Genomic DNA, 13,212 nt, shown 5'->3' with positions numbered 1-13,212 from the left:
TGTGGGTGTGTTGCCAGCGTCATGAGTTGCCTGTCCCGTTCGGTTGTTCCAAGTCCTGCCATCCGCCCCGCAGCGGTGGTGCTGTCTGCGGTCTCGCCAGAGCTAATGCACGCGGCGTGCCAAAACCGCAATGCTGGGTTTTTGGCGAGAGGGGGTGGAAGCGCGCCGAGGCGGCTGGGTGTAGATGCTGCGCTGCGTGCACTTCGTTAAGTGCTTGCATCTATTGAGATTTTCGGCAGCGTTACTGGCCGGTTCGACGGCGCCCATGTGCTGGGCGGCAGGGCAGATCTGGTGTGTTGGAGCGCACCGAGCGCCTGCGCGAACCGCCACCCAGTCGCGCTCGTGTCGCTTTCAGCGGTCGGTGTCATGCAATCGATTGGAGATTTCGCCGAGTGGCGGATTTCCGACGCCTGGATCTGGTGCCTGGCGGCCAGCCTGTTGTGGTTGCCGGTGGCTGTACCGGAGCGCTGATGCGTAGGAGCGCACCCGGGCGCGACGGGCTGTCCCGGTAAAGCCCTCGCGCCCAGGTGCGCTCCTACAGGAGGCATGTGGTCGGATATCCGACGCGTCGTAGGAGCGCCCTTGGGCGCGATGGGCCGTCCCGATAAAGCCTGTCGCGCCCGAGGGCGCTCCTACAGGGGCAGCGCGGCGTGTCGTAGGAGCGCAGCCGGGCGCGACGGGCTGTCCCGGTAAAGCCGTCGCGCCCAGGTGCGCTCCTACAGGAGGGATGCGGTCGGATATCCGACGCGTCGTAGGAGCGCCCTTGGGCGCGATGGGCCGTCCCGATAAAGCCTGTCGCGCCCGAGGGCGCTCCTACAGGGGGGCAGCGCGGCGTGTCGTAGGAGCGCACCCGGGCGCGATGGGCCGTCCCCGGGACAGCCCGTCGCGCCGGGGTGCGCTCCTACGCCTCAGCTGATCGTGCCGACCAGCTTCAGACGCTTGTCTTCCGGCACTTCGCTGTAGGCCAGTACCGACAGGCTCGGCACGCTGTGGCGGACCAGGCGGGCCAGTGCGGCGCGGACCTGGCCGGGTACCAGGACCACGGCCGGTTCGTTGCGGGCTTCCTGCTTGCCGACGCAATCGGCCAGGCTCTGGTGCAGACGCTCGGCCAGGCCGGGCTCCAGTGCCACTCCGTTGCCGTGGGTGGATTCCTGCAGCACGCGCTCCAGCTGCGGGGCCAGCGTGTAGACCGGCAGTTCGGCGGACATGCCGGCGATCTCCTGCACGATGAAGCGGCCCAGCGAGGTCCGCACCGCGGCGGTGAGGGTGGCCGGGTCCTGGCTGTGCGGGGCGTGCTCGACCAAGGCTTCGACGATCTTGCGCAGCTGGCGCACCGGAATGCGCTCGATCAGCAGGTTCTGCAGCACGCGCACCACCACCGACAGCGGCAGCGCCTTGGGGGTGAGGTCTTCCACCATCTTCGGCGCGGTCTTGGCCAGGGTCGCCAGCAATTGCTGCACTTCCTCGTGACCGAGCAGTTCCGGGGCGTGTTCGCGGATCAGGTGCGACAGATGGGTGGCCACCACGGTGGCCGGGTCGACCACGGTATAGCCCATCGATTCGGCGTAGGAGCGCTGATGCGGCTGGATCCAGGTGGCATCCAGGCCGAACGCCGGGTCCTTGCCGGGAATGCCGTCCAGCTGGCCGAGCGCACCGCCCGGGTCCAGCGCCAGCTCGCGGTCGGGGTAGATCTCGGCCGTGGCCACCGGCACGCCATGCACCAGCAGGCGATAGGCGTTGGCCGACAGCTCCAGGTTGTCGCGGATATGCACCGGCGGCACCAGGAAACCGATGTCCTGGGTGAGCTTGCGGCGCACGCCCTTGATGCGCGCCATCAGTTCGCCGCCCTGGTGCTTGTCCACCAGCGGGATCAGGCGGTAGCCCACTTCCAGGCCCAGCGGGTCGATCGGGCGCAGTTCGTCCCAGCTCAGTTCCGCGCTGGCCTGTGCGGCGGTGGCCGCGGCGGCCGCCTTGGGGTCGCTGGCGGGGTCGCCGGTCGGGGCGACGACCAGGCTGCGCTTGTACATTTTCCAGGCGATCACGCCCAGGATCAGGCCCAGCGTCAAAAACGCGACGTTCGGCATGCCCGGCACCAGGCCGACCAGGCCCAGGATGGCTGCGGCCACCGCCAACGCGCGGTGCTGGCCGAACACCTGGCTGATCATGGCCCCGCGCATGTCCTGCGCACGCGAGGCGCGGGTCACCAGCAAGGCGACCGAGGACGACACCAGCAGGGCCGGCAGCTGCGCCACCAGGCCGTCGCCGATCGACAGCAGGGTGTAGGTGGAGGCGGCATCCACAAAGCTCATGCCGTGCTGGAACATGCCCACCGCCATGCCGCCGATGAGGTTGATGAACAGGATCAGGATGGCGGCGATGGCATCGCCGCGGATGAACTTGTTGGCACCGTCCATCGCGCCGTAGAAGTCGGCTTCCTCGCGGACTTCCTCGCGGCGGGCCTTGGCTTCCTCGCGCGTCAGCAAACCGGCGTTGAGGTCGGCGTCGATGGCCATCTGCTTGCCGGGCATGGCGTCCAGGATGAAGCGCGCGGTCACTTCCGACACGCGTCCGGCACCCTTGGTGATGACCACGAAGTTGATGATGGTCAGGATCGCGAATACCACGATACCCACGGCGTAGTTGCCGCCGATCACGAACTGGCCGAAGGCCTCGATCACCTTGCCGGCTGCGGCATGGCCGTCCTGGCCGTTGATCAGGATCACGCGGCTGGAGGCGACGTTCAGCGCCAGCCGCAGCATCGTGGTCATCAGCAGCACGATCGGGAAAATGGTGAATTCCAGTGGGCGCTGCACGTACACCACCGCCAGCAGCACCATCAGCGAGATGGCGATGTTGAAGGTGAACAGCGCATCCAGCACCGGCGCGGCCAGCGGCACCATCAGCATGGCCAGCATGGCCATCAGTGCCAGCGGGGCGCCCAGGCCGTTGCGCAGCAACTCCATGATGCGGCGGGCATTCATCGGGGCAGGTTGGGCGCTCATGCGCTGGCTCCCTTGCCGAACTCATCCACGTCCAGCGACGGCAATTCCGGCATCGGGCCGCCGTTCCAGCCACGCAACTGGTAGACGTAGGAGAGCACCTGGGCCACGACCGAATAGAGTCTCACGGGAATTTCCTTGCCGATTTGAGCTTCTCTATACAAGGCGCGTGCCAAAGGCGGTGCGGTGACGATCGCCACCCGGTGTTGTTCGCAGGCTTCGCGGATGCGGAAGGCCATTTCGTCCACGCCCTTGGCCACCACGATCGGGGCGCGCATCTTGCCGCCTTCGTACTTGAGCGCCACCGCGTAGTGGGTCGGATTCATCAGCACCACGTCGGCCTTGGGCACCGCCTCCATCATCTGGCGCTGCGACATCTGCATCTGCATCTGGCGGATACGGCCCTTCACCTCCGGGCTGCCCTCGCTCTCCTTCATCTCGCGCTTGATCTCTTCGCGGGTCATCTTGAGCTTCCGCATCCAGTTCCACTTCTGGTACGGCGCGTCGATGGCGGCCAGCAGCACCAAGGCGCCTGCGGTGTAGAACAGCAGGCTCTTGGTGAAATGCAGGCCGTTGCCGACGGCCTGTTCCAGCGGCTGGTTCACCAGCGAGCGCAGGCCGTGCAGGTTCTTGGAGATGCACAGCCAGGCCGCCAGGCCGACGAACAGCAGGCGCAGGATCGACTTGACCAGCTCGGCCAGGCTGTTGCTGCCCCACATGCGCTTGATCCCGTTCATCGGGTTGAGCTTGGTGAGGTCGGGCATGATGGCCTTGCTGGAAAAATGCAGGCCGCTCATCAGCAGCGGGCCGGCCAGTCCGGCCAGCAGGCAGACGCCGATCAACGGCAGCATTACCCACAGCAGCTGCATCAGCAGGTCGCCGAAGTGGCCGAACAGCGCCATCGGGTTCTCGCGCATCCTGGGGTCGGGGCTGAGCGCGGTCTTCATCCACACCGCCGCGCCATCGCCGATGCCGCCGGCCAGGGCCATCAGCCCGAACACGCCGGCGCCGAACACCGCCGCGGTGGACAACTCCCGCGATTGCGGGATGTTGCCCTGCTCACGTGCCTCGCGCAGGCGTTTTTCGGTGGGAAGCTCTGTGCGTTCGCCGCCGTCTTCGGACTCGGACATGGAGGTGCCGGTGGGGGATCAGCCTGGGCTGATGCAAGTTGTGTTCCTTAAAAAAAGGGATTGGGGAATCGGGATTGGGGATTTGCAAGAGCGGGTGGCGGGGCGCGGGGCGAGTTGGGGAGGGTGGTGGGGGCAGGGCGGGTCGGTCGCCGATGTCTGAGGAGCGGCAACGTCTCGGCAAACGGTCGTGGCACGTCAAAAACGGGATTGGGGAATCGGGATTGGGGATTCGCAAGAGCGGGTGGCGGGGCGCGGGGCGAGTTGGGGAGGGTGGGGGCAGGGCGGGACAGTTGCCGATGTCTGACGACTGGCCTGCATCGGGCTGGATGGGCGGCGGCTCGGGTCGCCGGCATCGGGTTGCACCTATGGCAACTCGCAGGGTGCGCATGCCGCGCTTTCGGCCAGCCGCCGGGGCTTCGCTCAGCTGGCCTGGCGACGCAGGCCGTCGCGCTGGGCGACGACCACGGCGATGAACCGGTCGGCCTCCATCGGCCGCCCCAGCAGGTAGCCCTGCAACTGGTCGCAGCCCAGCCGTTCCAGGGTGTTGCGCTGGGCAGCGGTCTCCACGCCCTCGGCCACCACCTGCAGGCGCATGGTGTGGGCCAGCGCCACGACCGCCGCGACGATGGCGATGTCTTCGGCGCCGCTATCCATGGCCTGCACGAAGCTGCGATCGATCTTGAGCTCGTGCGCGGGCAGTTTGCGCAGATAGAGCAGGTTGGAATAACCGGTGCCGAAATCGTCGATGGCAATGCGCACACCCAGCGCATTGAGCTGGCCGAGCGTGCGCAGGCAGGCGTCGGCATCGCGCATGGCCATGGTTTCGGTGATTTCCAGCGTGAGCTGGCCGGGCGCGATGGCGTAGTGGCTCAGCGTGGTGGCCACTTCGTCGAGCAGGCTGGGCGAGGCCAGCTGGGTGGCCGACAGGTTCACCGCCACCCGCCAGTCGCCGTGGCCGGCATCGCGCCACGCGCGCATCTGCCGGCACGCCTGCTGCAGCACCCAGCTGCCGAGCGGGCCGATCATGCCGCTGCGTTCGGCCAGCGGAATGAAGCTGTCCGGCGGCACCAGGCCGCGCTGCGGATGCTGCCAGCGGATCAGCGCCTCGGCGCCGATCGGGCGGCCGTCGTCGGCGCAGTACTTGGGCTGGTAGTGCAGCACGAACTGGCCCGATTCCAGCGCGCGCGGTATGTCTTGCAGCAGCTGCAGGCGCTCGCGGGTGGTGTCGGTCATGGCGCGCTCGAAGAAGCGGTAGCGGTTGCGCCCGGCCTGCTTGGCGTGGCCCATCGCCGCGTCGGCGTGGGTCATCAGCTGGTGCTCGCTGCCGGCGTCTTCGGGATACAGCGCAATGCCGATGCTGCTGCTCAGGCGCAGCTCCTGGTCGCCGACCAGAAACGGCACCGCCAGCGCCTGCAGCAGATGCCCGGCAATGGCCGCGGCGTCTTCCGGGTCGGCGATATCGGCCACCAGCACGAATTCGTCCGCGCCCAGCCGCGCCAGGCTGCCATGCGCGCGCCGGTGCGCGCTCAGGCGCTCGGCCACCACCACCAGCAATTGATCGCCGACCCGGTGGCCATAGCCGTCGTTGATCACCTTGAAGCCGTCCAGGTCGATCAGCATCACCGCAAAACGTTGCCCATCGCGTTGCGCGCGCTCGATGTTCTGCAAGACGTGCTCGTGCAGCAGCACCCGGTTGGGCAGGCGGGTGAGCGGGTCGTGCAGGGCGGCCAGCGCCAGATCGGCATTGGCTTGCGCCAGCGATTGCGCCAGCACGTCGGTGCGCTGCTGATAGCGGCGCGACAGCACCGAGATCACCAGCGCCAGGATCAGCAGGCCCAGCGTGACCGCCACCACCACCGCGGCCAGCCACGACAACGGCAGGTGCGCCCCGGCGGCCGCGCCGCAGATGCTGCCCGCTGCGAATTGCGCGGCGGCCATGCCGGTGTAATGCATGCCGACGATCGCTACGCCCATGATCAAGGCGGCGATCAGGCGCAGGCTGTAGCGGCGGCCATCGTGACGCAGCCGGAATGCGATCCACAGCGCGGCGGCGGACGCACCGATGGCGATCGCCACCGACAGGACAAACAGCATCGGGTCATAGGTGATGGCAGGCGACATGCGCAGCGCGCCCATGCCTATGTAGTGCATCAGCGCGATGCCCAGCCCCATCAGCACCGCGCCCAGGCCCAGCCGCGGCCAGGGCAGTTGCGGTTGCGAGGTCAGCCACAGCGCCAGCGCCGAGGCCAGGATGGCCGCCAGCATCGAGTAGGCGGTCAGCGCCACGTCGTAGCCCAGCGGAATGGGGAGCTGGAACGCCAGCATGCCGACAAAGTGCATCGACCAGATGCCGATCCCCATCGCGATGGCGCCGCCCACCAGCCATGCGGCGGCGATGCCGCCACGGCTGACGGTCATGCGGGCGGCCAGATGCAGCGCGGTGTAGGAGGCCAGCACGGCCACCACCAGCGACAACAGCACCATGCCAAGGTTATAGGTTGCGACCACCCATCCAGTTCCGACGTCGACAGACGCGCTTGCTCAAGGAGCTAGCGACCCGGCGTGCGCGTTCTTGAGCCCGCAAGCGCGCAACGCTGTGGATCGATCAGGCCACCGAACTTTCGGGTTCTTCCGGTTCGATGCGGTTGCGGCCGTTGCCCTTGGCCCGATACAAGGCCTCGTCCGCACGCGCCAGCAACGAGGCAGCGGTGTCGCCGATGCGAAACCACGCCACGCCGACCGAGCAGGTCACCTGCAGCGCTCGCGCGGCACCGACCTCGTAGGGCGGCAGGCTGATCGCTGCGTGGATGGCGCGCAGGCGGTGCTGGCTCTGGCGGTTCATGCCAGGCAAGAGCAACAGCAGTTCTTCGCCACCGTAGCGGCCCACCTTGTCCGAATCGCGCAGGCACGCGGTGAGCCGGGCGCCGACCTTGGCCAGTACCGCGTCGCCGACCAGATGGCCGTGCTCGTCGTTGACCTGCTTGAAATGATCCAGGTCGATCAGCACCACCGCCAACGGGTGCTCGGCATGCGCGCAGGCCTGCAGCTCTTCGGTCATGGCATCGAGAATGCCGGAGCGGTTGAGCAGGCCGGTGAGCGCATCGTGGCTGGCCTTCAGTGCCAGCGCCGCGCGCGCGCTCTCCAGGTCGCGTTTTTCGTGTTCCAGCTGATAGGTGCGTTCGGCCACCAGCTCGGCCAGCATGCGTTCGCGCGCGACCAGATGGCGGTGCCGCCAGGTCCACAGACCGATCAGCAAGCCGCCGCCGATCAAGATGTACAACGCGATCGCCGGCGGGCTGCGCCACCACAGGGGCGCCACTGCAAAGGCCAGATCCACCACCGGCGAGGTGGTGCGCCGATAGCGGTCCACCAGTTGCACCTGCAGGCGGAAATGCCCGGACGGCAACGGCGGCTGGTCGATCGACAGGTCGTCGCTCTCGATCCATTCGTTGTGCAGACCCAGCACGCGATAACGCACGGTCAGCCGGCTCGGGTCGTCGTAGACCTCCATCGTCGACAGCTCGATATGCAGTGGCGTGTCGCTCCAGCCCAGCAGCTGCCCGGCGCGGATCGGCGCGCCGCCGCGGCTGACGCTGTCGATGCGCACGCTGGGCTGGCGCTCGTCGAACAGGCGCGCCGGGTCCTTCAGGTGGCTGACGCCGCGCGCGGTGCCGATCCACACCGAGCCGTCCGGATCTTCGGCGAATGCGGCCTCGGACACGTCGTCCCAGAGCAGGCCCTGCGACTGCGACAGATGCGCCCAGCGCTCGCCGTTATAGACCTCCACGCCGCGTGCGTGGCCCACCCAGACCCGCCCGAGGCTGTCGCCGCGCATCAGGTACACGCCGACATCGCGCAGCGCTTCGTCGCTGATCGCCTGCAGGTCCAGGCCATCGGCGAGCAACATGCCGTGCCACAGGCCGGGGCGATAGAACGCCAGCCACACTTCGCCGCTGTCGCTGATGTGGAACTTGCTGATCCACGGGTCGGCGTCGCCGCCGTTGACCTTCACCTGCACCTTGGACCAATGCGAGTCCTGCAGCCGGAATAGCCCGTTGGCACTGGACACCCACAGCGTGCCGTCGGCGGTCTGCTGGACATCGGTGTAGGCGATCGTCGGCATGCCGGCGGCCGGCTGCAGGCTGCCGCCGTCCAGCGGGCGCTCGATCACGAACAAGCCGCCCACCGTGAGAATCCACAGGCGGCCCTGACGGTCGATGTGCAGGCGCCGACCGGTGCGCGGAAGTTTGGCGATCTCGGCGCTGCGGCCGTCCGGCCAGTTGCGGCGCAGCAGGCCGGCAGAGTTCAGCGTCCACAGGCTGCCGTCGGTGCTGCGCGCCATGCCGACGATCTGGATGCCCGATTGCGGCAAGGCCGGTACGAACCGCCCGCCCGCTTGGGCCTGTCGTCCCACGCCGTGCTCGTTGCCGACCAACAATGCGTTCTGTGCATCGCGTGCGATGGACCAGGTGGGCGCGGCCGGCATGCCTTGCGAGGCATCCCAGTTTTCGATCCATTCGTAGCCGGCCCAGCGCACCAGACCTTCGCCGTCCACGGTCATCCAGACATCGCCATCGCGGTCCACCACGATCGCATCGCTGCTGCCGGGCGGCAGTCCGTTGTCGGTGCCAAAGCTGCGCCAGGCACCGTTTTCCCAGCGTGCCAGGCCGTCGTTGCGGCGGACCAGCACGCGTCCTTCGCGGTCCATCACCAGTGGCGCCGGTTGCCCGACCGTGCTGCTGTCCAGCAGCGGCAACGTCCGCACACCGAATGTGCCTGCATGCGGCGCGCGGTAGAGCAGGGTGCCGGCACCGCGCACCCACAGACCACCGTCGTTGTCGCGCAACACGCTGTACCAGCGATCGACCGGCACGCCCTCGTCGGGCCCGTAAACCTTTACCTTGCGCTGTGCATCGATGGCGCACAGCTTGCGTCCGCAGCCGACCCACAGCGTGTCGCCTTCCACCGACAGGCTCAACACCTTCGACAGCTCGGGCACCCGCACCCGCGTGGCGGTGTCCAGCAGCGATTCGCTATGCCAACGGCCATTGCTGCGCGCGCGCAGTATTTCCAGTTCGCCGCCATTGGCGATCACCGTGCCCCAGGAAAGGCTGGCAAGCAGCAGGCCTTCCTGCAGGTGCTGGGCTTCATCGCGCGCGAGCTTACGAAAGCCATGCTCGTCGCCGATGAACAGCGCCTGGAAGCCGGCAACCCACAGGCGCCCATCGGGCTGTTCGCTGATTGCCGTAATCGGTTCGTTGCGCAGGCCGTCCAGCATCACCTGTTGAAAGATGCGGCCGTTGTAGCGATACAGACCGCTCTCGGTGCAGACCCACATCAAGGTGCTGCGGGTCTGCAACAGGCAGGTGCCGGCAAGGCCGAGCAGACCCTGGTCATGGGCATAGCGGCGGATGCTGGCGCTCTGCGCGCTGGCCAGCTCGGCAAACGACAGCAACGCCAACAGCAGCATCGCAGCAAGCGATGCCGCTCGGCCTGACGACCTCCATTGGCGGTGCAAAAACCCCACGGGCGTTGCAATCTCCCACGCATCGGTGCGTGCGGTCCGCGCCCCTCGCGCGGGTGACTCACGCTTGCCATTGGCAGCCCCCCATAGCGGCCGCGATATATCGACTAGCGGCTGTTCACGCGATTTACTTTAGGACAACGCCGTTGCCAGTGCACAGCGGCCAGGCAGGCGCGAGCGCTGTACGACGCCAATGTGTGCATCCCATCAAGGCGACTGTGCGCCATCGATGCAAATGTGTGCATCTCATCGATGCGCCTGCGCGTTGTCGATGCATTGGATGATCGCGCCAGATGTGCGTGGCAGGTGCAGGACGCGGCAATCGAGGCCGGCAGTGATCGAGCGAACACGACCGACACGCAGGCACGCGTTGGATCGAACGAAACTGCGCTCAAGCTTCATGTTCGATCCACTCGGCATCTCACCCGACCGCGCGCGCGTGGCCGTCGCATGCCCTGACAACGTTCAGCGCTGCATGGATGCGGGCGCTGCCGCAGCCCGGCGTGATGCCTCCAATCGCGATGACGCGACCACAGCGGCCTTGCAGCGATCAGTTGCCGACAGTGCCGGATGCCGCAGCGAGGTGGCCGGCATCGTAATAGATGCGATTGCGGCCGCTGCGTTTGGCGCTGTACAGCGCGGCATCGGCGCGCGCCAGCAATTGCTCCAGGGTTTCGCCGGGAATGAACCAGGCCACGCCGATCGAGCAGGTGACGTGCAACCAGCCACCGTCGATGGCGTAATCGCCGCAGATGCCGCGGTGCAGCGCATCGAGCCGATGCGTGGCGTCGTGCGTCAGCCCCGGCAGCAGCGCCAGCAATTCTTCGCCGCCGTAGCGGCCGATCCGGTCGTCGCCACGCACCAGCGTATCCATCCGACGACCGACCCCGGCCAGCACCGCATCGCCGGCCAGATGCCCGTGCTGATCGTTGACCAGCTTGAAGTGATCCAGGTCGATCAGCACCACCGCCAATGGCCGCGCCGTTGCATCGGCCCGCAACAGCATCTCGCGCAGCGTGGCGAGAATGCCGGAGCGGTTGAGCAGGCCGGTCAGTTCGTCGTGGGTGGCCTTGAGTGCCAGTTCGGCACGTGCCGATTCCAGGTCGCGCTTGTCCTGTTCCAGCTCGGCAGTGCGCTCGGCAACCAGCTGCTCCAGTTCGCGCTTGCGTCGCAGCAGTTTGGCCGTGCGCCAGCGCAACAGCACGATCACTGCTGCGATCGCCAGCAACACGTACGCGATCAAGGCGGGAATGCCGCGCCACCAGGGCGGACTGAGCACGAAGGCAAAGCGCGTGATCGGGCTTGCACTGCGCTGGCCCGCGTCCACGGCCTGCACCTCCAGGGCATAGCGGCCAGGCGGCAGCAGCGGATAGGTGATGTGGCTGAGCGAGGTGCTGGTCCAGCTGGCCTGGTGGCCTTCCACGCGGTAGCGGAAGCTGATGCGGTCCGGGCCGCCTTCGGCACCGGGCGTACTCAGATCCACATCCAGCGGAACCTGCGACCACGGTACCTGCGCACCGGCAGCAAGGGTCTGCCCGCCACGCTGCACGCGCAGCACCTCCACCCGGAGCAGCGGCGAGGTGAACGCACGCGACGGATCGATCAGATGGGTCAGCCCGCGGCTGCTGCCGAGCCAGACGCTGCCATCGTCGTCCTCGAACAGCGCATTGGCAGACACGTCGTCCCACAGCAGGCCCTCGCTGCGCGTGGCGCGCGACCAGCGTCCACGGTCCAGCAGGTCCAGGCCCTGGCTGCTGCCCAGCCACAGGCGTCCCTTGCTGTCGTGACGCAGGATGAACGGCATCACGCGCGACACCAGCGTGTCGCTCACTGCGGTCAGCGTGACCTGCGCATCGTCCTGCACGGCGCCGTGCCACAGCCCGGTGTCGCGCAAGGACAGCCAGAGCTGACCGTCGTCGGAAAAGTCCAGCAGGAAGTAATCGTGGCTGGGAAGGTTGCCGTGCACCTGCACCTGCAGCCAGCGGCCGTTTTTTTCCTGGCGATACAGCCCTTCGCGCGTGCTGGCCCACAGTCGACTCCGAGCATCCAGCTCGATATCGCCGACGAACGCCGCCGGTACCGCTTCCTCGCGCCTTGCCTGCAGCGGCAGTTCGGGCGGGACGGAGTACAGGCCGCGCGGCGTGGTGACCCACAGCACCCCGCGCGAATCGAACAGCAGCTTGTTGGTGGGCAGGCCGAGCTGCAGCACGTCGATGGTCTTGCCCGTTCGCGGGTCGCGACGTGCCAGGGCTCCGGACGAGCGCGCCACCCAGGCCGCGCCATCTGCCGGCGACAGCGCGATGGAGATCGATTGCAGCAACGGCTCACCGTTGGCCAGTGTCCACGGCTGCATGCGCCCGGTCCGCGGATCCAGCACATTGGAGCCGGCATCGCCGCCTACCAGCAGCTCCCCACTGGGCAGCCGCTGGATGGCCCAGGTCGGCGATTCGGCCAGACCCTGGCTTTCGTCCCAGTGCTCGATGGTGCCGTAGCCCAGCCAGCGCTGCACACCCAGGCCGCGCGTGCCGATCCATAGCTGGCCGGTGCTCTGCATCATCAACGGGCCGACCATCGGGCTGATCGACAGCCCCTGGTCGTGCCCGAAATAGCGCCAGTGATCGCCTTCCCAGCGCACCATTCCGCGGTCGGAGCGGGTAATCAGGCGGCCCTGCGCATCCTCCGACAAGGTGGTTGCGCCGGACAGGGTGTCGAACCGGGTACCGGCCGGAGGTGCGTGGTCGCGGAACACCCGCTCGCCCGGCGCGCGCGACATCACCAAGCCGCCGCCGCGCAGCCACAGGTTGCCGCGATGGTCGCGGAACACCGCGCGCCATTGCCGTTCCGGCACGCCGTCGGCATCGCCCAACTGGGTGATGCGTCCGTCGGCATCGATGCGGCAGACGCGTTGTCCGCAACTGGCCCACAGCGCTGTGCCGTCGGCCAGCAAGGCTTTACCGGCGGGCAGGGTGGTGCCGTCGTCCAGCCGCAACGGCAGCACCCGGGCGCTCCAGCCGCCCGGCTTGGCCGGCAGCAGGTGCAATAGCTGATTTTCGCTGACCACCACCACGCCGCCCGCGTACGGGGCGATCACATTGCCGCTGTCGGCGCGGATCGCGGTGCCATTGTGCAATACCGGGCTAAAGGTGGTGCCGTTGCGCACGAACACGCCGTTGGCGCTGGCCACCCACAGGCGCCCGCGCCCATCCAGCGTCAACGCGCGGATATAGCGTGCGTCCAGCCCGCTTTCGCGGCCGACGGGAATGAGTTGTTCGCGTTCGAAACGATGCAATGCCAGTTCGGTACCTACCCAGACCACGCCCTGTCGGTCCTCGAGCAGGCTGTTGACGGTCATGCCCTGCAGGCCATCGGCCTGGGCGTAATCGTGAAAGCTATAGGTTTGCGCCCATCCGCTGCCCGCGATCAGCCACCCGAGCAGGCACAGCGCTGCCAGGCGCAGCGCCTTGCCGCGCGAACCAGGTGGAACGAACAGCGCAGACACGTTGGGCATCGGTTTCCGCGAGAAGAAGGCAATGCGATCGAATGGGTCAATCGTCCCCAG

Annotated in this window: 7 protein-coding genes; 1 reads left to right on the top strand and 6 read right to left on the bottom strand. The window is 67.6% G+C overall.

Annotated elements, in window-relative coordinates:
- Positions 1-210: 210 nt before the first annotated feature.
- Entirely contained in the window at positions 211-471 is a 261-nt protein-coding gene (locus FHY19_RS20130) for a hypothetical protein (protein ID WP_259168082.1), read from the top strand.
- 437 nt (positions 472-908) lie between these two features.
- Here FHY19_RS20130 and flhA read toward each other — a convergent pair whose 3' ends face one another.
- The 6 genes from flhA to FHY19_RS20100 form a co-directional block, all read right to left on the bottom strand.
- Positions 909-2,981 carry a flagellar biosynthesis protein FlhA gene (gene flhA, locus FHY19_RS20125; RefSeq protein ID WP_259152452.1) on the bottom strand — a complete coding sequence of 691 codons (2,073 nt, stop codon included), beginning with the start codon at positions 2,979-2,981 and terminating at the stop codon, positions 909-911.
- A 17-nt stretch (positions 2,982-2,998) separates the two neighbouring features.
- Complete coding sequence (flhB, locus tag FHY19_RS20120; RefSeq protein ID WP_259168080.1) at positions 2,999-4,129, bottom strand: flagellar biosynthesis protein FlhB; 1,131 nt, start codon at positions 4,127-4,129, stop codon at positions 2,999-3,001.
- A gap of 420 nt (positions 4,130-4,549) precedes the next feature.
- Positions 4,550-6,637, bottom strand: coding sequence for an EAL domain-containing protein (locus FHY19_RS20115; protein WP_259168078.1), 2,088 nt, complete (start codon positions 6,635-6,637; stop codon positions 4,550-4,552).
- Positions 6,638-6,734: 97 nt separating this feature from the next.
- Complete coding sequence (locus FHY19_RS20110) at positions 6,735-9,656, bottom strand: ligand-binding sensor domain-containing diguanylate cyclase (RefSeq protein WP_259168076.1); 2,922 nt, start codon at positions 9,654-9,656, stop codon at positions 6,735-6,737.
- A 243-nt stretch (positions 9,657-9,899) separates the two neighbouring features.
- A complete protein-coding gene (locus tag FHY19_RS20105; RefSeq protein ID WP_259168074.1) occupies positions 9,900-10,055 on the bottom strand; it encodes a hypothetical protein in 156 nt (51 codons plus the stop codon).
- 148 nt (positions 10,056-10,203) lie between these two features.
- Positions 10,204-13,161, bottom strand: coding sequence for a diguanylate cyclase (locus FHY19_RS20100; RefSeq protein WP_259168073.1), 2,958 nt, complete (start codon positions 13,159-13,161; stop codon positions 10,204-10,206).
- Positions 13,162-13,212: the final 51 nt, after the last annotated feature.

Source organism: Xanthomonas sp. 4461 (genome assembly GCF_024806475.1).
In the GTDB taxonomy this organism is placed as follows: domain Bacteria; phylum Pseudomonadota; class Gammaproteobacteria; order Xanthomonadales; family Xanthomonadaceae; genus Xanthomonas; species Xanthomonas arboricola_F.
Note: the sequence above shows the minus strand (reverse complement) of the source record. Positions and strands in the feature narration are given on the sequence as shown.

Coding starts and splice junctions, on each gene's coding strand:
- flhA (WP_259152452.1), bottom strand. CDS start 2,981: ATGAATGCCCGCCGCATCATGGAGTTGCTGCGCAACGGCCTGGGCGCC.
- FHY19_RS20105 (WP_259168074.1), bottom strand. CDS start 10,055: ATGAAGCTTGAGCGCAGTTTCGTTCGATCCAACGCGTGCCTGCGTGTC.
- FHY19_RS20100 (WP_259168073.1), bottom strand. CDS start 13,161: ATGCCCAACGTGTCTGCGCTGTTCGTTCCACCTGGTTCGCGCGGCAAG.
- flhB (WP_259168080.1), bottom strand. CDS start 4,129: ATGTCCGAGTCCGAAGACGGCGGCGAACGCACAGAGCTTCCCACCGAA.